This is a genomic window from Desulfolithobacter dissulfuricans (assembly GCF_025998535.1).
GTDB classification, from domain to species: domain Bacteria; phylum Desulfobacterota; class Desulfobulbia; order Desulfobulbales; family Desulfobulbaceae; genus Desulfolithobacter; species Desulfolithobacter dissulfuricans.
In genome coordinates, this window is the sequence record NZ_AP024233.1 from 2,761,640 (window position 1) to 2,784,038 (window position 22,399).

Sequence of the window (22,399 nt, forward strand, 5' to 3'; positions counted from 1 at the left end):
GCCAGCTCAGGTTCGGCGCCCCGGTCCCCTGGCCGAATCAGATGATTATCATGCCCTTTTTCCAGAAATAGACCATGGCCCCGAGCAGAGCAGCGGTGTAGGAAAAGAGCAATATGCCCCACAAGGTGGAGACCAGCCGCTGCCGGCGGATCTCTGCCCGGGTGGGAAGATAGGGCACGGTACAGGAGACTGTGACCCCCAGGGTGTTTTCCAGGTCTTCCACGTCCTTGAACGAGGTATCGATAAAATCCAGCCCGAAAGCCAGCCCCACGCCCAGGCCAAGCCCACCAGCCAGGGCCATAAGGATCAGCTTCTTGAAATCAGGCTTGAATGGTTTTTCCGGATAGCGGGCCGGATCGACAATCTTGAATTTACTGCCCTTCTGCTTCCGCTCCAGATGCTCCACCGAGGCCGCCTGCAGGTTCTGGGCCACCAGGTAGTCGTAGTGACGACGCAGCTCGTTGTAGTCCCGAGTGAGGGCGGCCCACTCCGCTTCCCGTATGGGAGCGGCGGCGATCCATTTCTTGTACTTTTCGATTTCCGCCCGGATCTTGACCTGGTCTTCCCGTAATTTCTTGATATTGAGGTTGATTTCCCTGAGCTGCAGCTTTAACTGCAGCAGCTGCGGATCCTGCATCCTGGCGGCGAGATCACTTTGCCCCGTACTCTCCTTATCCGGGGCTGCCTGGTCCGGCTGTTCGAGATCTTTTTCCAGCTTGGCGATCAGCTGCTTTATGCGCCGGACTTCCGGATGTTTGTCCGTGTACTTGAGCAGCAGAGTATCCAGCCGGCTGCGCAGTTCCTGCAGTCGCTCAAAAGGGGTTGCCGGGCCCGGGGGCGCAGCAGGGGCCTGGCCCACAGGGCCGAGCGTAGATGCTCCGGCGGCCAGCTGTTTTCTCAGGGCAATCTGCTCCTGGACCATGACCTTGGTCCGCTCCAGGTCCTGGATCGAATCCTGAATATTCTGATACTGCTCCTGGAGAGCGGTCAGACGCTGCATGTTGCCCTGCCGCTGATCCGGCATTTCGTTATAGTATTTGAGCTTGTAATCGCGCATGGCCTGTTCCTTGCGATCCAGGACTTCCTTGGCCATGTTGAGCTCATCCTGAGTGTACCTGGAGGTCTCGGTGGCCCGCTCTTCGCGGTACTTCAGGTTCTCTTCGATGAATTTGGCCGCCAGGGCATTGGTCACCTTCATCACCTTGTCCGGATACCGACCCTGAAAAGTGACCGTAAAAGTATCCCCACGGGATGATGGTGATATTTTAATATTTTTCCTCATCAGCTCGATCACATCCTCGATGGGCAGCTGCTGGCGGGCCTCGGGATAGAGATTGAACTGCTTGATCACCTGTTCCAGGTTGTTACGGCTGGTGACGATATCGGTCAGGGTGCTCACGGTGTCCCGGAGCCGCCGGGTGGCCTCGGGCGCCATCCTGGCCGGATTGATACGCTGCTGTTCGTAGCTGAGCAGCGCCGAGGCCTGGTAGAGCTTGGGCATCCGCATATACATCCCCAGCCCCAGGGTCAGGGCAATCAGGGTGAACACGGTGATCATCTTCCAGCGAAAGACCAGAAGATCCACATATTTCTTTACCTGTTGACGCTGCTGGTTTTCCATGATTTACTTTGTGACATTCAAAGGCTAAGCTTTATCTCTCCAACGACCCGACGGGTTTCCATATGCTCCGTACCTGTGTCATCGGTGATATCCACGGCTGTATCCACTCTTTTTCCATGCTGCTGGAACAGGTCAGGGACAGAGCTGATACCATTGTTCTGCTCGGAGATTATATCGACCGGGGTCCTGCCTCACGCCAGGTGGTCGACCGCATCCTGGAATTGAAGAAAGAACATCCCCAGGTCATCACCCTCCAGGGCAACCATGAGCTGATGCTGCTCAACTACCTGGAAGGCCTGGACCAGACCGTCTTTCTCCGGGTTGGCGGCCTGCAGACCCTGCGAAGCTATGGTCTGGATCCGACCAGAGAACCCGTGACCAAAGAGTCCCTTCCCGAGGAACACCTGGCCTTTTTCACCAGTCTGCCGCTCTTCTGGGAAGACAACCATGGGATCTATGTCCATGCCGGTCTGGAACCGGGGTGCCACCTGAGCTGGCAGACACCGGACTGGTGTCTCTGGGTTCGGGATAAGTTTATTCACTCCAGCTTTGATTTCGGCAAACCGGTTATTTTCGGCCACACCGTATTCAAAAAACCACTGGTGGAGCCCAACAAAATCGGCATCGATACCGGCGCGGTCTACGGCGGCCGACTCACGGCCCTGCTACTGCCGGAACGGGAATTTATCAGTGTTCCCGGGGAAACAACCCATCCCTTTCCGACCTCATTGTAACATCGTATATCATCTGATTATAAATTACAAACAAGGGGTTACATATTTTGTGGGGAAAAAGCGACCACCTGAGAAATTTCTTCCACCCCGGCAAACAGCATGAGCAGTCGGTCAAACCCAAGGGCAATACCGGCGGCCGCGTCCAGGGTATCCAGGTCGGCAAGAAACTGTTCCGGCATGGTGAGCTGGAGCCCGACGGCCGCGGCCCGGGCAATCTCTTTGGCAAACCGCTGCCGCTGCTCCCGGCCATCCACCAGTTCTGAAAAACCGTTGGCCAGCTCGATTCCGCCAATGTAGAGCTCAAAACGCTCGGCAACCTGGGCCCCGGGTTTTTTCCTGGCCAGGGAGGCCAGCTCCAGAGGGTAGTCATGGAGAAAGACCGGTCGGGGCCACCCGAGATGGGGCTCGACCCGGGTTACCAGGATCTCGTCAAACCGGTCCGATGCCACCGCTTCCGCCGCGCTCATCCCCCCATAGCGATAAAAGGCCTCGGCCACGGTCAGGCGATCAAACGTCGATTCCAGGTCGATGTGGCGGCCCTGGCATGCCAGTACTCCAGGCCGGACAAGTCCGGGAAAATCACTGCATTCCCGGGCCACCGCCCGGATGAAACTTTCGCACTCAGCCATCAGATCATTGTAATCCCAGCCCAGCTGGTACCACTCCAGCATGGTGAACTCGGGCAGATGCAGACGGCCAGACTCACCGCTGCGAAAACAGTGACAAATCTGAAAGATCCTTGGCCAACCCCGGGCCAGAAGCCGCTTCATGCACAGTTCAGGCGAGGTCTGCAGCAGCCAGCCATCGGAGGCGACGGGCTCTATCTGGGACTCGGGGATGAGGGTGGGAAGGCGTACAGGAGTGTCGACCTCGATATAGTCGCGGGTGAGAAAAAAACCACGGACCGCCTGCAGCAGCCTGGATCGCAGCTGCAGGCATCCGGAAGGGACGTTCATGGTTATTCTTTCACGCGGGTGATATACTCGCCACTGCGGGTGTCTATCTGAATTTTATCGCCCTTTTCCACAAAGGGCGGCACCTGCAAAACGTATCCGGTTTCTACGGTCACCGGCTTGGAATCAGAACCAGAGGTGTCTCCCTTGACCCAGGGATCCGCCTTGACCACCTCCAGGTTGACGAAGATCGGCAGGTTGAGATCAATGGGTCGGTCGCCGAAGAAAAGGACATGGACCTCCATGTTGTCGACCAGAAAATTGATATTATCCCCGATCTGGTCACGACTGAGAACATACTGTTCATAGGAGTTGAGATCCATGAAATGGTATTCGTCGCCCTGGGAATAGAGAAACTGCATTTTCCGCTCCTCGAGATCCGGTTTTTCAAACTTGTCGTTGGAGCGGTAGGTCTGGGTAAACTGGTTGCCGGTGATCATGTTACGCATCTTGGTCCGGTAGAGGGCCTGGCCCTTGCCAGGCTTTGAGAACTCAAAATCCGTAATGATATATGGCTCACCATCTATCTGAATCTTCAATCCTTTTCTAAGATCAGAGGCACTATACATTGTTCATTCCCATGCTTGTTGTTAGATTGATTTTTTCGTCGTGCATGTTACGGGATAGACACCTTTTTTGCAACCGCTTCCTCTTCTTTTCTTGTTTTCAACCTCTTTCTCTTTTACACTGTTGAGGCTGTGCACCTGCCGGCAACGGCAACACTGTCTCCATACCTGAGCAACACCGTACCCACAGGACAACACCCCGACGCAGACAGGTACAAAGAGCATGATCAAGGCAGGCATTCTTTCCGACACCCATCTCTTTGCCCCGGACAGGACCTTTGCCAGCCAGGCTGCCCGGGCCTTTGGAGACTGCGAAATAATCATCCACGCCGGAGACCTGACCGAAATCGGCGTCCTGGATATCTTCCGGGACAAAAAGATCTATGCGGTGCATGGCAACATGTGCAGCCGCGTCACCCGGGAGCGTCTTCCGAGCCAGCTGCGTTTTGAAGTGGGAAACTTTTCCTTTGGCCTGATCCACGGCGCCGGCCTTGGTTTTGATATCGAATCCGCTCTCTGGGATATCTTTCCCGAGGCCGATTGCGTAATCTACGGCCATACCCACCAGGCCGCCTGCCACCGGCAGAGCGACAAACTGTTCATAAATCCAGGCAGTTTCCGCTCCACCGGCCACTACGGCGCCCCGGGTACATACGCTCTGCTGTCCATTGGCGAGACCCTGGAGGTCGCCATCCACGAGGTGGCGCCCCGATGAAGACCCTGTGGACACCCTGGCGCATGGAACATGTTCTGGGCAGGGCTCCGAAAGTTCAGGGCTGCCTCTTCGAACCGCCCGGGGACAGTTCCCGGGACCGGGCCCACCTGCTGCTCTACCGGGACCGGAACGTGGTTGTCCTGCTCAACCGCTTCCCCTATGCCAACGGCCACCTGCTGCTGGCCCCCCGGCGCCACGTGGCCGACATCACCGACCTGGACCGGGAGGAAAACAGCGCGCTGATGGAAATGCTCCAGGACTGCTGCCTCATCCTGAGAAACCACCTGCGGCCCGACGGACTCAATATCGGCTGCAACCTTGGCCAGGCCGCTGGAGCCGGCATTGCCGACCATCTCCATTTCCACATCATTCCCCGCTGGGAGGGGGACCATAACTTTCTCACAGTGACCGCCGAAATCCGCACCATCCCCCAGCATATCGATCAGACCTTTGATCTCCTGGTACCTGATTTTCAAAACCTGCTCTCTACCCGGATGTCATGACAAAACCCGTTAAAATGACCCCCATGCTCCGCCAGTACCTGGAAATAAAGGAGCAGTACAAGGACACCATTCTCTTCTATCGCATGGGTGATTTCTACGAGATGTTTTTTGACGATGCCATCACCGCATCTCGGGTCCTGGGGATCACCCTGACCTCCCGCAGCGCAAAGGATGACACCAACAAGGTGCCTATGTGCGGAGTACCCTACCATGCGGTTTCCTCCTATCTTGGCAAAATGGTCCGGGCCGGATACCGGGTCGCCATCTGCGAACAGACAGAAGACCCCAGGCAGGCCAGGGGCATTGTCAAGCGGGAGGTGGTTCGGGTGGTTACCCCGGGAGTAACCACCGAAGAGCAGATTCTCGATGAAAAGAGCAACTGTTATGTCTGCGGACTTGTCCTTGACAAACAGAAGAAGTCAAAGGTCGCCGGTCTGAGCTTTCTCGACGTCTCCACCGGGGAGTTTCTTGTCTGCGAACACCAGGTGGACCAGGAATACAGCCAGGTCACCGACGAACTGACCCGGATGATGCCAGCCGAGCTTCTCCTGCCGGAATCACTGGAAGAACCGCTGGCACCGCTGCTGGACACCCTGACGACTCTGCTGCCCGGACTCTGCATCACCTGGCGGGCGGATCTGCAGTTCGACCGCGACACCGCCCACACCTGCCTGACCGAACATTTCAAGACCAGTGGCCTGGAGGGGTTTGGCTGCAGCGACCTGCACACCGGTATCCGGGCCGCCGGTGGATTGCTGCTCTATATCCAGGAAACCCAGAAGACCGACCTCTCCCATATTCGCCGTATCGCCTCCCTCAGCCGTGGGGAACACCTGATCATCGACGATGCCTCCCGCCGGAACCTGGAGCTGACAGAGACCATCATCGGTGGCAAGAGAGAAGGGAGCCTGCTGTCGGTACTGGACCTGACCCGTACCCCCATGGGTGCCCGCCTCCTGCGCCAGCGGCTTCTCTTTCCCCTCCAGGACCGCAGCCGAATCCAGGCTCGACTGGACGCCATCCAGCAACTCCTGGTCGATCCCGGCATCCGCAGGAGACTGCGCGAAATTCTCGATTCCATCTATGACCTGGAACGGCTCTGCAGCCGTCTGAGTCTTGGCCAGGGCAACGCCCGGGATATGACCAGCCTGAAGATATCCCTTGCCAGGCTGCCGGAGATGAAAGAAATTCTCCTGGAACTTGGTTCCGGGCTGCTCTTTGCTATCGGCACCGAACTGGACCTGCTCACCGACCTGTACGAGCTCATCCACCGGGCCATCCGTGAGGACGCCCCGGTGAGCCTGCGCGAGGGCAACCTGATCCGGGAAGGATACCACGACGAACTCGACGAACTCCTGGTCCTGGTGCGCGACGGCAAACAGCTGATCCTTGCCCTGGAAGAGAAAGAACGGCAGCGGACCGGGATCCCCAAGCTGAAAGTGGGCTACAACAAAGTCTTTGGCTATTTTTTCGAGATCTCGAAAATCCATGCCGACAAGGTCCCGGAGGACTTTATCCGCAAACAGACCCTGGTCAATGCCGAGCGCTTCATCACCCCGGATCTCAAGGAACTGGAAAACAGGATCAGCACGGCCCAGGAACGGCGCCTGGAACTGGAATACGAGCTCTTCCTTGAGATACGCCGCCAGATAGCCAGCCACTCGGGTCGGCTGCTGGCCACTGCCTCGGGGATTGCCCGGGTGGACGTCCTGTGCAGCCTGGCCGAGGCCAGCCACCGGTACCACTGGATCAAGCCAAAACTTACCGCCGGCAGCGCCATCACCATCATCGAGGGGCGCCATCCGGTCATCGAGCGAAGCCTGGAACCGGGCCGCTTTGTGCCAAACGATGTCCATCTCGACCAGGAGACAAACGAACTGCTGATCATCACCGGCCCCAATATGGCAGGTAAGTCCACGGTCCTGCGGCAAACCGCGCTCCTGGTGCTCATGGCCCATATCGGCTGTTTCGTGCCCGCCGACCGGGCCGAGATCTGCCTGGTGGATCGTATCTTCACCCGGGTGGGAGCCATGGATGACCTGCGCCGCGGCCAGTCCACCTTCATGGTCGAGATGAACGAAACAGCCAATATTCTCAACAATGCCACGGACCGCAGCCTGGTGATTCTGGATGAGATCGGCCGCGGGACCTCGACCTATGACGGCCTGGCCATAGCCTGGGCTGTGGCCGAAGAACTGGCCGACAAGAATGGCCGCGGGGTCAAGACCCTTTTTGCCACCCATTACCACGAACTCACCGAGCTGGCCCGCACCCATACGCGAATCCAGAACTATTCCATAGCTGTACGGGAGTGGAACGATTCCATCATCTTTCTTCACAAACTGGTCAAGGGGGCGACCAACCGCAGTTACGGCATCCAGGTGGCGGGACTGGCCGGCGTTCCAGCCCACGTGGTCAAACGGGCTCACGAGATACTCAAAGACATTGAAGAAGGCGAGTGGCAAAAGAGCCGGCAGAAGGTGCGGGACCGGAAAAAACAGCCGGCGGAAAAAGAAAACTCCACCACTTCCCAACCCTGCCAGCTCCCACTGTTCGCTCCCGGAGAGGATAAACTGCACCGGTTCCTGAAAGAGATCGATCCGGACGAACTCACTCCCAGGGAGGCCCTGAACCTCCTTTATGAGGCCAGAAAGCTTTTGAGTGAAAGAGGGCGCAACTGAACCCGGGCCGGGACAAAGTATTTTACCTCTACCCTGCAATGCAGTATACTTCCCGGCAGGATGCCTGCCACGAGCCATACCGGTAACGAACAGCGGTCCAGCCAGGTATTGTCTCTGGTTGTGGCCTGTAGCCTGTTTTCCGGATAGGTTGAATCGTGCCGGGCAGATACAGCAATTACCGCTCCCTGGTTCCGAGCCACTGCGCATCTGATGCCATTTCGCCCCGATACCCTGTCATACCCCTGCATTGATGCCGGGAAGAGACTGCTGCTCTACCTGCTCATCCTCCTGGTGCTGCCCACCTGGCTCCATGGTGGACAGGCCACCGGCCAGGAGGCCACGGCCACCAAACAGAACTCCCTGGAGAGGCAGTACAAGAAAGCCAAGGACCACTATTTACGCCTCGAGCGGGATCCTGGAATCGGCCGGGAGCGTGATAACTGGCTCACCGGGGTACGAAATTTTCGCCGCATCTACCTGGCCGCGCCCAAGGGACCGCTGGCCCCTTCCTGCCTGTATATGATGGCCCGCATGCACCTGCGCATGTACCATCGGTTCCAGAAGAACAGCGATCTCGACGATGCGATTTCCTACTACAACGACGTGGTCACCATTTTCCCTGACAACCGGCTGGCCGATGACGCCCTGTTCGCCATGGCCGAAATCCAGCGCCGGGACAGGAAAAATCCGCAGCAGGCGGTCCGCCTCTACGAAAAGCTCGTCAAGCAGTTTGCAGAAGGCGACAAGTACGCCCCGGCACTCAGTCGACTGCAGGAACTCTCGGAAAAATATAACATCCAGGTGCCAGAGCGACTGAGCCGCACCAACCTGCAGAACCTGGTTCATGTCCTGCCGGTCAAGTACTGGTCCTCCAGCGACTATACCCGCATCGTCATCCGGGCCAACAAACCGGTCCACTATACGGCCAGGCTGCTTGAAAAGGACGGTGACAAGCCCAGGCGGCTCTACATTGATTTCAGCCAGAGTTATATCCCGCCCCGATTTCGCTCTCCCATCCCTATCCAGGACGGGCTGCTCAAGCAGGTGCGCACCGGCCAGTTCGATCCCACCACGGTCCGGGTGGTTCTCGATATCGAGTCGATTTCCGACTATAAGATATTCAGCCTCAACGACCCTTTCCGGGTGATTGTCGACGTCCATGGCCAGAACGAAAACCGTGCCGCAGAGGCCGCCGCCGATAATGCAACAGAGCCGAAGCCGAGGGATAGAGAAACCTCCAAACCGGCAACCGATCCGAAGGAGGTGGACAGTGGAATCAAACAACCATCCCCTTCTTCACCATCACGGTTATCCTCCATCATCACCCTGACGGATAGCAAGAAGAAAAAGCCGCCGGCCAGGCGACAGGACACCTCTTTCTCCAGCCTCTCCCTGGCCCAGCAGCTGGGTCTGGGGGTTCGGCGGATCGTCATCGATCCCGGACACGGGGGCAAGGATCCTGGCGCCATGGCCCATGGTCTCAAGGAAAAGGACATCGTCCTCAAGGTGGCCCGCAAGGTGAGGGAGATCCTCAGGGAAAAGTATGGCTACGAGGTACTCCTGACCCGCGACCGCGACATATTCCTGCCCCTGGAGGAACGGACCGCCATCGCCAACACCAGCAATGGAGACCTCTTCCTCTCCATCCATGTCAATGCCCATCCCAAAAAATCGGCCAGGGGCATCGAGACCTTTTACCTCAACCTGGCGACCAACACCGAAGCCATGCGGGTGGCGGCGCTGGAGAATGCTACCTCGACCCATAACATCTCGGATCTGCAGGATATTTTGTCGGACCTGATGAAAAACTCAAAGATCGAAGAGTCCTCACGGCTGGCAAGATACGTCCAGAACAGCCTGGTCAATGGTCTGAATAAACAGCAGCACAAGGTAAAGAACCTTGGGGTGAAACAGGCCCCGTTCTATGTCCTGATCGGGGCCGAGATGCCGGCCATCCTGGCGGAGATTTCCTTTATCACCAATCCGCAGGAGGCCCGATTACTTAAGCAGGACAACTACCTGGAAGAGATAGCCCGCCAGATTGCCGCCGGCGTGGCCCGGTACGTGGATCACCACACCACCGCAGCCCTCCAGCTGTGAACTGAAGCTTGCCCATCAACAAAAAAAGGCGCTCGAATCCGGAAGCGGAATTCGGGCGCCTTTTTACTTTTTCAGCCGGAACCGACCTTGCGGCTCCCAGAACCACCTGTCAGCTCAGATAGTTGACAAACTTCCGTCCTTCATAGAGGTCCTTGCCCTGCATGTACCGGTCCATGGATTCGGCTGCAACCTTGCCCTGGAAGACGGCCTTGGCCACGGTCTGGGGGCCAAGCACATCATCGCCACCGGCGAAGATCCATTCAATATTGGTCTGCAGGGTCTGCGGATCAACCTCATAGGTTCCCCAGCGACTCAGTTTAAGATCGACTCCGGAGTCCGCTGTGTGATCCACCTTCTGGCTGATGGCCGGAATAATGGAATCGGCCTCGATGATAAAGTTGGAGCCCTCGATGGGGACCGGGCGCCGACGGCCGGACTCGTCCGGCTCACCCAGTTCCATGCGGATACATTCCACCCCGGTCAGCCGTCCGTTCTCAGCATGAATCTTCACCGGCGCGGCCAGGATTTCCACCCGCACACCCTCTTCTTCCAGGTGATGGATCTCGGCCCTGGAAGCTGGCATCTCCTCCTTGGTCCGGCGATAGAGGATAAAGACGTCCTCGGAACCGGTACGCAGGGCGGTACGGGCCACGTCGATGGCCACGTTGCCGCCGCCAACCACCACGACCTTCTTGCCGATATCGATATCCTCGCCGGTGAGCACCTTGCGCAGGTAATCCACCCCGTGGAGCACGCCTTCGGTGGAGTCCTCGCCCTCGATACCGAGCTTTCTCGACTCGTGGGCCCCAACCCCGAGAAAGACGGCGTCAAAGCCCTCGTCCCTTAGGTCCTGCAGGGAGCGGTTACGTCCGATGGTGACCCCGAACTCGATGGTCACTCCGCAATGCTTAAGGGCATAGAGTTCAGCGCCGATAATGTCTCTTGGCAGCCTGTAGGGCGGGATTCCGACAGCCAGCATACCACCGAAAACCGGCAATGCCTCGAATATGGTACAATCATAGCCCATATGGGCCAGATAATAGGCCACCGACATGCCGGCCGGTCCGGAGCCGACAATGGCAACCTTTTTGCCATTGGCCATGGCGCATTCCTGGAACAGGTTTTTGTTGTTGGCCACCATCCAGTCGGTCAGATAGCGTTCCAGCATCCCGATGGCCACCGGTTCCCCTTTCTTGCCCCGAACACAATGGCCCTCACACTGAAACTCGTGGGGACACACCCGGGAACAGACCGCCGGCATGGTGGATGTCTCCCGGACCTTCCAGTAGGCCTCTTCAAACTTCTTTTCCCTGAGCAGGCCTATGAAGGCTGGAATGTCGTTACGGATGGGACAGCCATCCACGCAGCCGGGCTTCTTGCACTGCAGGCACCGGTTGGCCTCCAGGATGGCGGTTTCTTCATCATAACCAAAGGTCACCTCGTCAAAACTGGTGATCCGTTCTTTCGGGTCGAGTTCCCTGGGTTTCTGGCGCGGGATGGCCATACGTTCTTTTACTTTCATCCTACCTCCTGTTCATCAAGCTTCTATAAAAATATTAGCAGCAAAAAGTATCAGAATATTGGCATTTTGGCAAGGAACACGAGCAAGTGGCAGGAATTTCGGGCAAAAAAAAAGCCGTCCGGAATGGACGGCTTTTCTTAGAGAGACGATGTGGTACTTACTGCTTGGCCATTTCGGCGGTTCTCAGCCGGGCAAGGGCACGGCGCAACGCAGCTTCGGCACGGGCCCGGTTGATTTTTTCAGACTGAGACTGGGCCTGGGCAAGACGCTTTTCAGCACGTTCCTTGGCGCGCATGGCGCGTTCCACATCTATGTCGTATCCATACTCAGCACTTTCAACAAGGAAAGTGATCTTGTTGTTGGACACTTCGGCAAAGCCGCCGCTGACCATCAGGTAGCTGGTCTGCTTGTCCTTTTTATAGCTGAGCGTTCCGATTTTTATGGTGCTGAGAAAGGGTGCATGGTTTGCCAGCACACCGAACTCTCCACCATAACCGGGAGCGGTAACGATATCCACATCATCGCTGATTACCGGTCCCGTGGGGGTCACTACTTCGAGATGAATCTGTGCCATCGGTTATACCTCTGCGCGTCCTGCGGACGATTAAGCCTCTGCCTTTTCACCGGCTGCCTTCTCGACAGCTTCATCAATGGTACCGACCATGTAGAAAGCGGTTTCCGGCAGATCATCATGCTTTCCTTCCAGGATCTCCTTGAAGCCCCGGACCGTGTCCTCAACCTTGACATACTTGCCGTCCATACCGGTGAATACCTCGGCTACATGGAAGGGCTGGGACAGGAAACGCTGGATCTTACGGGCACGCTGTACGGTGAGCTGATCTTCCTCGGAAAGCTCGTCCATACCGAGGATGGCGATGATATCCTGCAGATCCTTGTATTTCTGCAGTGAAACCTGGACGCCCCGGGCAACCTTGTAATGCTCTTCGCCAACAACGTTGGGATCGAGGATACGGGAGGTGGAGTCCAGCGGGTCAACGGCCGGGTAGATACCGAGCTCGGCGATCTGCCGGGAAAGAACAACCGTACCGTCGAGATGGGCAAAGGTTGTTGCCGGAGCAGGGTCAGTCAGGTCATCGGCAGGTACGTATACACACTGTACCGCGGTGATGGAACCCTTGGTGGTTGAGGTAATACGCTCCTGCAGGGCACCGAGGTCGGTGGCCAGGGTCGGCTGGTAACCAACCGCCGAGGGGATACGACCAAGAAGGGCGGAAACCTCGGAACCGGCCTGGGTGAACCGGAAGATATTATCTACGAAGAAGAGTACGTCCTGACCTTCCTCATCACGGAAATACTCGGCAGCGGTCAGACCGGTCAGGGCCACCCGGGAACGGGCTCCCGGAGGCTCAGTCATCTGCCCGTACACCAGGGCGGCCTTGGGCAGTACGCCGGATTCCTTCATCTCCATGTAGAGGTCGTTTCCTTCACGGGTCCGCTCGCCGACGCCGCAGAATACGGAAATACCACCATGCTGCATGGCGATGTTGTTGACCATCTCCATCATGATAACCGTCTTGCCGCAACCGGCACCGCCGAACAGCCCCATCTTACCACCACGGGGAAACGGTACCAGCAGATCGATAACCTTGATGCCGGTCTCGAGCACGTTTACCTCGGTGTCCTGCTCGGTGAATGCCGGAGCGGGACGATGGATAGGCATTTTCTTGTCCGAGTTGATCGGACCCTTACCATCAACCGGACGGCCGACAACGTTCATGATCCGGCCAAGGGCCGGCTCACCGACCGGGATCTCGATGGGAGCACCAGTGTCCCGGCATTCCATGCCGCGAACAAGACCATCGGTCTGGTCCATGGCTACACAACGGACAACATTGTCACCAAGATGCTGAGCAACCTCAATAACCAGGTTCTCGGGCTCGTCACTAATAGCCGGATTGGTCACCATCAATGCATTCAGAATTTCCGGCAGCTCTCCGTCGGCAAACTCGACGTCAACAACCGGGCCAATAACCTGTATAATCTTACCAACTCGTGAATCACCCATTTGAAATGGCCTCCTCTAATAATCAAAAATACTCTTCCGTATGGAATTATCCCTTCAACGCCTCGGCTCCGCCGACGATATCCATGAGTTCGCCAGTAATAGCAGCCTGACGAGCCTTGTTGTAAAGCAGCGTAAGTTCGTTAACAATATCTTTACAGGCGTTGGTAGCATTATCCATGGCAGTCATCCGGGCGGCATGTTCACTGGCGCCAACCTCGAGCATGGCATGGTACACCTGGACATTAAGATACATGGGCAGCAGCACTTCCATGATCTCGCCCGGCTCCGGCTCAAAGATATAGGCACCGCTCGTGCCGCCGGATGCGTCCCCGCCTTCTTCCTGCTCAACCGGCTTGATCGGCAGAAGCAACTCTGTCTCAGGTTTCTGTACTGCCACTGAGTGAAACTTGCCGTAAACTATCTTTACCTCGTCACTCTCACCGGAGATAAAAGCATCGGCGATGGTCTGGGAAATTTCACGGGCATTGAACATCTGAAAGGTGCCCATGATGTCCTTGTACTCAACCCGAACCTTACCTGTTTTCCTGAAGTACTGGCAGGCCTTGTTACCCACACATATGAAGCTTACTTTCTTTCCTTCGCTTTCATAATGGTGTGCCAGTTTCTCAGCTGCGGTGAGAATATTCGAGTTGAAGGATCCACAGAGGCCTCTATCGGAAGTTACAACGACAAGCTCCACTGACTTGACGTCACGTACCTCCATCAGCGGTTGACTGCTGGCTTCCATCCCGGAAGACAGATTCTGCATGGCCTGGGCAAACTTCCCGGCATAGGGCCGAAAAGATTCCATCTTCTCCTGGGCGCCCCGCAATTTGGCAGAGGCGACCATGTTCATCGCCTTGGTGATCTGCGAGGTTTTGGTAACACCCTCTATCTTTGTTTTGACATCCTTTAATCCAGGCATGGGATTGTTTCCCCTCTTCTCTTAGTTCAGGCCCTTTGTTGCCTTGAAGGTCTCACCGAAGGCTGTCAACGTCTTCTTCATCTTCTCTTCCAGGGCAGCATCGATCTCCTGCTTCTCCCGGAGGTCGGAAAAGATTGAGGGCTCGTTCGTCTCGATATAGGTGTAGAGTTCCTGTTCGTAGTCGGCCAGGGTATTGACCGGCAGCTCATCGAGGAAGCCATTGGCACCGGCGAAAAGAATGGTGACCTGCTTCTCCATGGGCAGCGGCTGATACTGTGGCTGCTTGAGAATTTCAACCAGACGCTCTCCACGGGTCAGCTGGGCCTGAGTTGCAGCGTCAAGATCGGAACCAAACGATGCAAAGGCAGCCAGCTCACGATACTGGGCCAGATCCAGACGCAGGGTACCGGCGACCTGTTTCATGGCCTTTACCTGGGCAGCACCACCAACACGGGATACCGACAGACCAACGTTAATGGCAGGACGGACACCGGCAAAGAACAGGTTCGGCTCCAGGTACACCTGGCCGTCGGTAATGGAGATAACGTTGGTCGGAATGTAGGCGGAAACGTCACCGGCCTGGGTCTCGATGATCGGCAGAGCAGTCAGCGACCCGGCTCCCAGCTCGTCGGAAACCTTGGCGGCCCGCTCGAGCAGACGGGAGTGGTTGAAGAAAATATCACCGGGATATGCCTCACGTCCTGGCGGACGCCGCAACAGCAGGGAAAGCTCACGATAGGCAACGGCCTGTTTGGAAAGGTCATCGTAGATGATCAGCGCATGCTGGCCATTGTCGCGGAAGTACTCGCCCATGGCGCAGCCGGCGAAGGCGGATACATACTGCATCGGCGCCGGGTCCGAGGCGCAGGCGGCGACAACCGTGGTATACTCCATGGCGCCGTGTTTGCGCAGTGCCTCTACCACCAGGGCGACCGTGGACTTTTTCTGGCCGATGGCCACGTAGATGCAGTGGACATCGGTGTCTTTCTGGGCAATGATGGCATCGACGCAGAGGGCGGTCTTGCCGATCTGGCGGTCACCGATGACCAGCTCACGCTGTCCGCGCCCAACCGGAGTCATGGCGTCAACGGCCTTGGCACCCGTGTAGCAGGGCTCGTGCACCGACTTACGCTCGATAACACCAGGGGCCAGAACCTCGATCTTGCGGGTCTCCTTGGCATTGATCGGCCCCTTGCCATCGATGGGCTGGCCGATACCGTCGACTACACGGCCTTCCATTTCCGGGCCAACCGGCACCTCGGCGATTCTCCCGGTCCGCTTGACGATATCACCTTCCTTGATATGGCGGACGTCACCAAGAACAGCGCAACCTACGTTATCCTCTTCAAGGTTGAGGGCAAGACCGTAAATTCCGCCGGGGAACTCGAGCAGCTCCATGGCCTGGCAGTTCTCAACGCCATAGACACGGGCAATACCGTCACCGACAGAGAGGACGGTTCCTGTTTCCTTCAGGTCGACATCGCTCTCGTAGCCAGCGATTTGATCCTTTATGATCTGACTGATTTCTTCGGCTTTGATCTGCATTTGACTATTCTCTCCCCTTGATAGATTCTTTTAATCCATTAAGTTGCGTCTTTATACTTCCGTCCAACACCAGATCGCCAACCTTGGCAATTATTCCGCCGATAATCGATGGATCAACCTGGGTTTCGAGAATCACCTTGGTTCCTGTTATCTTCTCAAGCGTGGCCTGAATCTTCTCCAGGAGCGATGCATCCAGCTGGATGGCGGAGATCAGTGAACCGTGGCTGATGCCCTGCTCCCGGTCGACCATTGCCTTCATCTCGAGCGCGATGTCAGGAAGGATACCAGCTCTTTTCTTCTCAACCAGAAGGTCGAGAAACCGGGTCAAAATAGCATCGGCACCTGCGCTCTCCGCTATCTTGGCCATGACTTTCTGCCGGGCCTCGAGGGGGTAGAGAGGGTTGGTCAACGCATCGGCAACCCCTTCCGCCTCTTCGAACAACGCGGCAATCTCGCTGAGCTTTTCCGCGTACTCCTCAGCCTTCCCCTGCTCTTTTCCCAAAGAAAAAAGCGCCTTGGTATACCGTCGTGCTAAGATTGTCTGTTTCACTGTACCGCACCTACCCTGTCAAGATACTGCTCGGTAATCCGGACCTGATCCTCGGGGGTCAGATTCTTCACGATCAATTCCTCTGCCATGGCCGTGGCCTTTTCTGCCACTTCGTCCTGCAACTCGCGCCGGGCCTTGACGATCTCGGCCTGGATGGCGGCCTCGGCCTGACGCTTGATATCTTCAGCCTGGCGCTCGGCATCGGCAAGGATCTTCTCCTTCTCCGCCTCGGCCTGCTTCACGGCTCGCTCGACAACAATCTCCATTTCTTTTTCCATGCCGGCCAGCCGGGCCTCGAATTCCTTGTAGGAACGCTCGGCCTCGTCGCGCCTGGTCTGCAGCTCTTCAAGCTCTTCCTTAATCTGCTGCCGACGTCCGGCAAGACCCGAACCGATAGGCTTGGCGAGAAACTTGACCAGAATGATAACCAGGGCGATAAAGTTCACCGTCCGCCAGAAGAGATCCTTGAGCTTCTCGGGGGTAAACATGGGTGCCGCATGACCTCCACCGCCCCCATGTCCGTCCACGGCCTCGTGACCAGCAGCAGCCTCATGGCCGGTGGCGGCAACGTGGGTGGCTCCAGTGGCCTCCGGCGCCGCATGGCTCACTGTTGCCTCATGGATCCCGGCTGCAGCAGGTTCCGCCTCATGCGCCGACGATGCCAGCGCCACCGATGCCAGGCTCAAGCAGAGCGCAAAAAGCACCGGAAGTACACATTTTGTCATTCGCGATCTCATGCTTCCAGACTCCTTCCAAGTATCTTCCCAGCCATTTCTGTGGCAAATTCCGACGTCTTCTCCTGCAGCGTCTTCCGGGCCGACTCGATCTGAGCGCGGATCTCGGCGAGCTGTTTTTCCTTCGCAGTATCCGCTTCCTGCCGAATCGCGGCGAGCTTTTCAGCCCCGGCGGCCTGGGCCTCCGCCCTGGCACTGTCCAGCGCCTTCTTGGCCCGGCTGCTGGCCTCACGCATCTTCTTGTCCACCTCGGCCTGCCTGCGCCGGGCGTTCTGCTCGAACTGCTCGACATCCTTACCAAGGGACTCCATGGTCTCTTCACGCTTGGCCAGGATACCCAGGACAGGCTTGTAGAGAATGGCGTTCAGGACGACCATCAACACAATCATGTTGATGATGTGAATTACCAGGGTAATGTCAATTGTGATCATTCCAACCGCTCCTGATTGTTCAAAAAAATAATGTTTTGACCCCTGCGAAGTGAATGGTGGTTCAGCTCACTGATGAGATAAGTACTGAAAAAACCTTTAGCTGTCAAATCTTTTTTTGTTGCACTTTTTGATCATTACCATTTATGGAAGCCTTCAGCAGACCACGGCAGCGCTGCTTTTGCCTGTGGTTTTCCCAAGCCAGGCCAACAGGTTTGCGGTACCACCTTTGGTGGTATGTTCCGGTTCATACCCCAGCAACTCTCTAGCCGAATCAATACTGAACCAGTGGTCCCTGGCCAGCTGCTCAGCCACAAACCTGGTCATTTTCGGCTCCCGCTCAAGACCGGCGAGCGCATGGACCGTTTCCAACAGCGAACCGGCAATCCAGGCCAGCCTGAAGGGCACCCTGGCCGTCACCGGCCTGATGCCGCAGGCGGAAAAAACGTCGTTTATCCAGGGCCAGAGCCGGACCGGGGTACCGTCCGAGACAAAAAACGATCGGCCAGCCCCCTGCCGGGCCCCATCAGGTCCCTGGCCGCCAGCAGGTGAGCCTGTACCACATTGTCTATATAAGTAAGGTCCACCCGGTTTTCTCCGGAACCGACAATCTTCAGGCTCCCTTCCCGGCCCCGGGCCAGCAGTCTCGGGATCAGGTTGGTGTCGCCGGGGCCGTAAACCAGATGTGGCCGGATAGCGATGGTTCGCAGCCCCCTGTTGTTCATGGCCAGCACTTCCCGTTCGGCAATGATCTTGGTGGTCGCATAGGCGCACAGGGGTCTGGAGGCATAGGGCAGTGATTCGTCGGCGCCTCGCAGATCATGGCCGTCAAACACCACCGACGGAGTGGAAGTGTAGACCAGTTGGCGGACCCGGTTCCGGAGGCAGGCCGCCAGCACATTGAGGGTCCCGGTGACGTTAATGGAATAGTACTCGTGGAAAGGGCCCCAGACCCCGGCCAGGGCCGCGACATGGAAGACCACCTCCTGGCCGCACATGGCCCGGTTCACAAAATCGAGGTCGCGGATATCACCGACCAGGGACTTCGCGCCCAGGGCCAGTACTTCCGGATAGGCATGCCGTCCCAGTACCGTGACCCTGACCCCGGCCTGGAGCAGGGCTCTGGTCAGAGCCAGCCCGACAAACCCACCCCCGCCGGTGACCAGGGCGCTTTTCATGTTCATGGTCCCCATGAGCCTCTCTCCTATCAGAGTCCGTCCCGCCGGCTACACGGACCGGACTGGAGCTTCCTCCCGGCCCACTCGGCCAGCCGTTCCCGAAATATTTTGGCATTGTGACGTATATCCACTGGAAATTCCGGATGAACGAGAAAGGTCTCTATCTCACGGGTCAGATCATTGGCCCCTGCCAGGGCCCGGAGCTCGCCCACAAGCTCCTTCCTGTCGATCTTTTTATCCTTCAGCTCAACCACCAGCACCGGGCGCTGCTTTCCTGGTTCGCCCACCCCCACCAGCGCGGAACGGAACACCGACGGATGCTCATTGAAGATGGCCTCGCAACAGACCGAGTAGAGCACCCCCTGCTCTGTCAGGACCCGATGGGCCTTGCGACCGCAAAACCAGAGTCGCCCCTGGTCGTCCAGGTAGCCCATATCCCCCATCCGGTGCCAGAAACCGTCCCGGTCCGGGATCTTGGCCTGCCTGTTCTCCTCTTCGTTGCCGTCATAGGCCCGGGTGACCACCGGCCCGCGGACCATGATCTCGCCGATCTTCCCCGGCGCCATCTCCCGTACAACCCTGAAATCACCGACAGGCCCATCCACGGGTTCCATGATCCGGATATCAATACCGGGCAGGGGCCGTCCCACGCAGGTGCCCTTGCCCTTTCGGGTCTGCGGCCAGGTCTCGGCAAGTATTTCCCGGCCGGTGATCGAGGCCACGGGCAGACTCTCGGTGGCCCCGTAGGGGGTATGGATCTCCCCTCCCGGCGCCATGATCTTCGCCACCCGGGCAATGAGCTCCCCGGAAACCGGTGCTCCGGCCATGAGTATCTTTTGCACCGGCAGGCGAATTCCCCGCTCCAGGCAATACCGGCTGACCACGTTCCAGATGGCCGGCGAGCCAAAGGAATAGGTGACCCCCTGATCCAGGATGGAGCGGATAAACCGGGCCGGATCCACCCGGGCCGGCCGGGTGGGGTCCATGTCGGGAATCACCGCCCGGGCCCCCAGGGCAACGGAAAACAGTCCGAAAAGCGGAAATCCCGGCTGATCCACATCCCCCGGCCGGATACCGTAGTAATCGCGGATGAGGCGAAGCTGGGCGTGGAAAACCCCGTGGCTGTATCGAACCCCCTTGGGCGGCCCGGTGGAACCAGTGGTGAAGATGATGGCGGCCGAATCCTCGCTGGCGGCGTGAACAAAGATATCCCCGGCTGGAGCACCAGGGGTGATGGCAGCCAGACTGTGACCAAATATGTGCAGAGGAGACGACCCGACGCAGATGCGTGAACGCACGGTGACAAAGGGGCCGGGAAAGAGCCGGGCCAGCAGCTGAGCCCGGGGGATGCCGACAAGAACCGCCGGCCGGACCGAACCGATGCAGCGAAGCAGGTTCTTCCAGCCCATACCCGGATCAATGAGAATCACCACCGCACCCAGGCGAAAGAGGGCAAAGGTGAGGCAGACAAACTCCATGGACGGCCGAACCATGAGCATGACCCGGTCACCCTGCCCCACCCCGACATCTCTGAGTCCGGCAGCAAACCGACGGGCGGTCTGCTCCAACTCACCGAAACTCCAGCTCCGGTACGAACCGTTCCCCTGCGGGACCACAAGGCCGATCTCGTCTCCCCGGTCCGCCGCGACCCGGACCAGGGCACCGGCTATGTTGTACTCAGTCATGACAGGACATCAGAAAGTATTGGACCAGGGGAATGATCTCTTCCCCGGCATCTTCAAGCACGTAATGACCCGCCTCGGGAAAATAACGGGCCCGGGCGGCGGGAAAGCGGCGACACCACTCCTTGTAAAAAAAGCGGTTGAAACAGAAATCCCGCCCACCCCAGCATATCTGCATGGGTTTGTCGACCAGCCTGAACAACCCCTGCTCCACGGCCACCAGGGTCTCCCAGGATGGGTGGCGGGGATGCATGGGGATATCCTGGACAAAGCGAAGTATTGCCACCCGGCTCTGCCAGTTGTCATAGGGATAGAGAAAACCCTTTTGCACCGCCGGCTGCATCTTCCGGCGAACCGCCATGAAGGTGGCCGGCCAGGCAAAGCCGTTCAGGCCGCGGACAATGAGCGGTCCCAGCAGCGGCATGCGGCAAAGACTGATCCGCAGGGGGATACGCCTGGCGAGAAAGGCTGCCGTATTGAGGACCACCACCCCCTTCACCCGGTCCGCATGACGCCCGGCCCAGCCCAGGCCGATGGCCCCACCCCAGTCATGCACCACCAGCACGCAGCTCCGGACATCCAGGTGATCGAGCAGGGCTTCCAGGTTGTCGATGTGCTGGCTGAGCCGGTATGGGTAATTCTGGGGCTTGTCGGACAGACCACAACCGATATGATCCGGGGCGATACAGCGGTACTGCGGCGCCAGGGCAGAGATCAGATCCCGGTAGAGATACGACCAGGAAGGATTGCCATGGACCATGACCACAACCTCTCCCTGTCCCTCGTCCACGTAGGACATGGCAGCGCCATCCCGGAGCTGATATCTTTTCGGCCGAAAAGGATACCCGGCCAGTTCCAGCGTTGCTACCATTGCACCCCCAGCATGAGCGAGTTGATCCCGGAACCGATCCCCAGCAGGGCGGCCCGCTGCCCGGCCGAGAGAATACCCTCTTCCACCCCCCTGGCCATGGTGATCGGGGCCGAAACCGAGCCCACGTTGCCAAGGACCGGCAGGGTCTCAAAATTCTTTGCCGGATCCAGCCCCAGACGGCCAAACAGCAGCTGGGCATGGGCCCGGCCCACCTGATGACAGAAAAACCGGTCGATGGTGTCCGGTTCCCACTCCAGCTGGGCGAGAAAATCCTCCCAGCAGCCGGCGGCGGTTTCCACGCCCTTTTCCAGCAGCAGTTCGGAATTCGTGGACATGAGCACCCCCTGCTCGCTGTTCTGGCCGCCCTGGCAGAGATCGTTATGGTCGGTGTTGGCCCGAATCGCTCCGCCGACCAGGTAGTGGCCTGTATCGACAAGACGCCGGTCACCAAGGACCATGGCCACGGCTCCGGAACCGATGGTCAGGGAGGCAAAGGCCGGCTTGATGGAACGGCGGGTCAAGTCCTGATCGCTGAGCAGATGATTGATGGTGGACTCCACCAGGTCCTCGGCGGTCTCGCTGGCCACCACCAGCCCGGCCCGGATCTGGCCCAGCTCTATCATGTTGGCCACCATGACCATGCCATTGAGGAAACCAAGGCAGGCGTTGCTGAGATCAAAGAGCTGGCAGGAGGAGGGTAGCGCGAGGCTCCGGTGGACGAAAGAGGCGGTGGCCGGCTCCATCATGTCCCGGCTCACCGAGGTGAAGACCAGGCAGCCTATCTCCTGCCGCTCCACAGCGGCCGCAGCCAGGGCTTTTTCTCCGGCCAGAGCAGCGCCCTGGCTGGGGCGGGTACCGGGATTCCAGAACCGGCGGCTGCGGATCCCGCTCATCAGTTCAAGTCGTCCCGCAGGCAGCTTAAGCCGCCGGTACACCGGGCCAAGCCGCTCTTCCAGGGCGGCCGAAGTCACAACGTTTGGCGGCAGGGCGTAGCCGAAGTCGTGCAGGCAGACATTGTTATAGGATATTGTACAGTTCACTCTCTGTTGTCAGCCACTGTATGTC

At 58.0% G+C, this 22,399-nt stretch carries 21 protein-coding genes; 5 read left to right on the forward strand and 16 right to left on the reverse strand.

The window, feature by feature from the left end; translation table 11 throughout:
* Nucleotides 1–37: 37 nt before the first annotated feature.
* Nucleotides 38–1,621, reverse strand: a complete 1,584-nt coding sequence (locus tag GF1_RS12350) for an XrtA system polysaccharide chain length determinant (protein ID WP_267926852.1) — start codon at nucleotides 1,619–1,621, stop codon at nucleotides 38–40.
* A 62-nt stretch (nucleotides 1,622–1,683) separates the two neighbouring features.
* On the opposite strand from GF1_RS12350, the gene GF1_RS12355 reads away from it, so the two are divergent.
* Entirely contained in the window at nucleotides 1,684–2,355 is a 672-nt protein-coding gene (locus tag GF1_RS12355; RefSeq protein WP_267926853.1) for a metallophosphoesterase family protein, read from the forward strand.
* A gap of 38 nt (nucleotides 2,356–2,393) precedes the next feature.
* Here GF1_RS12355 and epmA read toward each other — a convergent pair whose 3' ends face one another.
* Together epmA and efp are read right to left on the reverse strand one after the other, a co-directional pair.
* Nucleotides 2,394–3,311 (reverse strand): EF-P lysine aminoacylase EpmA, encoded by a 918-nt coding sequence (gene epmA, locus GF1_RS12360; RefSeq protein ID WP_267926854.1) that lies wholly within the window; start codon nucleotides 3,309–3,311, stop codon nucleotides 2,394–2,396.
* Nucleotides 3,312–3,313: 2 nt separating this feature from the next.
* Nucleotides 3,314–3,877: an elongation factor P gene (efp, locus tag GF1_RS12365; RefSeq protein WP_267926855.1), complete on the reverse strand. Its 564-nt coding sequence runs from the start codon at nucleotides 3,875–3,877 to the stop codon at nucleotides 3,314–3,316.
* A gap of 220 nt (nucleotides 3,878–4,097) precedes the next feature.
* Here efp and GF1_RS12370 point away from each other — a divergent pair, with 220 nt between their 5' ends.
* The 4 genes from GF1_RS12370 (at nucleotide 4,098) to GF1_RS12385 (ending at nucleotide 9,873) form a co-directional block, all read left to right on the forward strand.
* Entirely contained in the window at nucleotides 4,098–4,589 is a 492-nt protein-coding gene (locus GF1_RS12370; RefSeq protein WP_267926856.1) for a metallophosphoesterase family protein, read from the forward strand.
* Nucleotides 4,586–5,092, forward strand: a complete 507-nt coding sequence (locus tag GF1_RS12375) for an HIT family protein (protein WP_267926857.1) — start codon at nucleotides 4,586–4,588, stop codon at nucleotides 5,090–5,092. Before GF1_RS12370 ends, GF1_RS12375 begins: the two co-directional genes overlap by 4 nt.
* Nucleotides 5,089–7,773: a DNA mismatch repair protein MutS gene (gene mutS / locus GF1_RS12380; RefSeq protein ID WP_267926858.1), complete on the forward strand. Its 2,685-nt coding sequence runs from the start codon at nucleotides 5,089–5,091 to the stop codon at nucleotides 7,771–7,773. The genes GF1_RS12375 and mutS overlap by 4 nt, the downstream gene beginning before the upstream one ends.
* Nucleotides 7,774–7,983: 210 nt before the next feature.
* On the forward strand, nucleotides 7,984–9,873 hold the full coding sequence (locus GF1_RS12385) for an N-acetylmuramoyl-L-alanine amidase (protein ID WP_267926859.1): 1,890 nt from the start codon (nucleotides 7,984–7,986) through the stop codon (nucleotides 9,871–9,873).
* A gap of 109 nt (nucleotides 9,874–9,982) precedes the next feature.
* On the opposite strand, the gene GF1_RS12390 is transcribed toward GF1_RS12385, so the two are convergent.
* The 13 genes from GF1_RS12390 to GF1_RS12450 form a co-directional block, all read right to left on the reverse strand.
* The gene (locus GF1_RS12390; protein WP_267926860.1) at nucleotides 9,983–11,395 is read right to left on the reverse strand and encodes an NAD(P)-dependent oxidoreductase; all 1,413 of its coding nucleotides are present in this window, start codon (nucleotides 11,393–11,395) and stop codon (nucleotides 9,983–9,985) included.
* 157 nt (nucleotides 11,396–11,552) lie between these two features.
* Nucleotides 11,553–11,969 carry a F0F1 ATP synthase subunit epsilon gene (locus GF1_RS12395; protein ID WP_267926861.1) on the reverse strand — a complete coding sequence of 139 codons (417 nt, stop codon included), beginning with the start codon at nucleotides 11,967–11,969 and terminating at the stop codon, nucleotides 11,553–11,555.
* Between the two features lie 30 nt (nucleotides 11,970–11,999).
* On the reverse strand, nucleotides 12,000–13,421 hold the full coding sequence (gene atpD / locus GF1_RS12400) for a F0F1 ATP synthase subunit beta (protein ID WP_267926862.1): 1,422 nt from the start codon (nucleotides 13,419–13,421) through the stop codon (nucleotides 12,000–12,002).
* Nucleotides 13,422–13,467: 46 nt separating this feature from the next.
* Nucleotides 13,468–14,346 carry an ATP synthase F1 subunit gamma gene (gene atpG / locus GF1_RS12405; RefSeq protein WP_267926863.1) on the reverse strand — a complete coding sequence of 293 codons (879 nt, stop codon included), beginning with the start codon at nucleotides 14,344–14,346 and terminating at the stop codon, nucleotides 13,468–13,470.
* A gap of 21 nt (nucleotides 14,347–14,367) precedes the next feature.
* On the reverse strand, nucleotides 14,368–15,891 hold the full coding sequence (gene atpA, locus GF1_RS12410; RefSeq protein ID WP_267926864.1) for a F0F1 ATP synthase subunit alpha: 1,524 nt from the start codon (nucleotides 15,889–15,891) through the stop codon (nucleotides 14,368–14,370).
* Between the two features lie 4 nt (nucleotides 15,892–15,895).
* Nucleotides 15,896–16,441, reverse strand: coding sequence for an ATP synthase F1 subunit delta (gene atpH, locus GF1_RS12415; protein ID WP_267926865.1), 546 nt, complete (start codon nucleotides 16,439–16,441; stop codon nucleotides 15,896–15,898).
* On the reverse strand, nucleotides 16,438–17,166 hold the full coding sequence (locus tag GF1_RS12420) for a F0F1 ATP synthase subunit B (RefSeq protein WP_267926866.1): 729 nt from the start codon (nucleotides 17,164–17,166) through the stop codon (nucleotides 16,438–16,440). The genes atpH and GF1_RS12420 overlap by 4 nt, the downstream gene beginning before the upstream one ends.
* Nucleotides 17,167–17,174: 8 nt before the next feature.
* A complete protein-coding gene (locus GF1_RS12425; RefSeq protein ID WP_267926867.1) occupies nucleotides 17,175–17,606 on the reverse strand; it encodes a F0F1 ATP synthase subunit B in 432 nt (143 codons plus the stop codon).
* A gap of 153 nt (nucleotides 17,607–17,759) precedes the next feature.
* Complete coding sequence (locus GF1_RS12430; RefSeq protein ID WP_267926868.1) at nucleotides 17,760–18,011, reverse strand: Rossmann-fold NAD(P)-binding domain-containing protein; 252 nt, start codon at nucleotides 18,009–18,011, stop codon at nucleotides 17,760–17,762.
* Nucleotides 18,012–18,055: 44 nt separating this feature from the next.
* Complete coding sequence (locus GF1_RS12435) at nucleotides 18,056–18,796, reverse strand: NAD-dependent epimerase/dehydratase family protein (protein WP_267926869.1); 741 nt, start codon at nucleotides 18,794–18,796, stop codon at nucleotides 18,056–18,058.
* Nucleotides 18,797–18,810: 14 nt separating this feature from the next.
* Nucleotides 18,811–20,466, reverse strand: coding sequence for a fatty acid CoA ligase family protein (locus tag GF1_RS12440; RefSeq protein ID WP_267926870.1), 1,656 nt, complete (start codon nucleotides 20,464–20,466; stop codon nucleotides 18,811–18,813).
* A complete protein-coding gene (locus tag GF1_RS12445) occupies nucleotides 20,459–21,334 on the reverse strand; it encodes an alpha/beta fold hydrolase (protein WP_267926871.1) in 876 nt (291 codons plus the stop codon). The genes GF1_RS12440 and GF1_RS12445 overlap by 8 nt, the downstream gene beginning before the upstream one ends.
* Nucleotides 21,328–22,374, reverse strand: a complete 1,047-nt coding sequence (locus tag GF1_RS12450) for a 3-oxoacyl-ACP synthase III (protein ID WP_267926872.1) — start codon at nucleotides 22,372–22,374, stop codon at nucleotides 21,328–21,330. The genes GF1_RS12445 and GF1_RS12450 overlap by 7 nt, the downstream gene beginning before the upstream one ends.
* Nucleotides 22,375–22,399 lie beyond the last annotated feature (25 nt).

Bases quoted from the DNA above. Each gene is read 5' to 3' on its own strand.
- atpG (WP_267926863.1), bottom strand. From the start codon at position 14,346: ATGCCTGGATTAAAGGATGTCAAAACAAAGATAGAGGGTGTTACCAAA.
- GF1_RS12435 (WP_267926869.1), bottom strand. From the start codon at position 18,796: ATGGGGACCATGAACATGAAAAGCGCCCTGGTCACCGGCGGGGGTGGG.
- GF1_RS12375 (WP_267926857.1), top strand. From the start codon at position 4,586: ATGAAGACCCTGTGGACACCCTGGCGCATGGAACATGTTCTGGGCAGG.
- GF1_RS12355 (WP_267926853.1), top strand. From the start codon at position 1,684: ATGCTCCGTACCTGTGTCATCGGTGATATCCACGGCTGTATCCACTCT.
- GF1_RS12425 (WP_267926867.1), bottom strand. From the start codon at position 17,606: ATGATCACAATTGACATTACCCTGGTAATTCACATCATCAACATGATT.
- epmA (WP_267926854.1), bottom strand. From the start codon at position 3,311: ATGAACGTCCCTTCCGGATGCCTGCAGCTGCGATCCAGGCTGCTGCAG.
- GF1_RS12385 (WP_267926859.1), top strand. From the start codon at position 7,984: ATGCCATTTCGCCCCGATACCCTGTCATACCCCTGCATTGATGCCGGG.
- GF1_RS12395 (WP_267926861.1), bottom strand. From the start codon at position 11,969: ATGGCACAGATTCATCTCGAAGTAGTGACCCCCACGGGACCGGTAATC.
- GF1_RS12350 (WP_267926852.1), bottom strand. From the start codon at position 1,621: ATGGAAAACCAGCAGCGTCAACAGGTAAAGAAATATGTGGATCTTCTG.
- GF1_RS12445 (WP_267926871.1), bottom strand. From the start codon at position 21,334: ATGGTAGCAACGCTGGAACTGGCCGGGTATCCTTTTCGGCCGAAAAGA.
- mutS (WP_267926858.1), top strand. From the start codon at position 5,089: ATGACAAAACCCGTTAAAATGACCCCCATGCTCCGCCAGTACCTGGAA.
- GF1_RS12370 (WP_267926856.1), top strand. From the start codon at position 4,098: ATGATCAAGGCAGGCATTCTTTCCGACACCCATCTCTTTGCCCCGGAC.
- GF1_RS12420 (WP_267926866.1), bottom strand. From the start codon at position 17,166: ATGACAAAATGTGTACTTCCGGTGCTTTTTGCGCTCTGCTTGAGCCTG.
- GF1_RS12440 (WP_267926870.1), bottom strand. From the start codon at position 20,466: ATGACTGAGTACAACATAGCCGGTGCCCTGGTCCGGGTCGCGGCGGAC.
- GF1_RS12390 (WP_267926860.1), bottom strand. From the start codon at position 11,395: ATGAAAGTAAAAGAACGTATGGCCATCCCGCGCCAGAAACCCAGGGAA.
- atpA (WP_267926864.1), bottom strand. From the start codon at position 15,891: ATGCAGATCAAAGCCGAAGAAATCAGTCAGATCATAAAGGATCAAATC.
- atpD (WP_267926862.1), bottom strand. From the start codon at position 13,421: ATGGGTGATTCACGAGTTGGTAAGATTATACAGGTTATTGGCCCGGTT.
- efp (WP_267926855.1), bottom strand. From the start codon at position 3,877: ATGTATAGTGCCTCTGATCTTAGAAAAGGATTGAAGATTCAGATAGAT.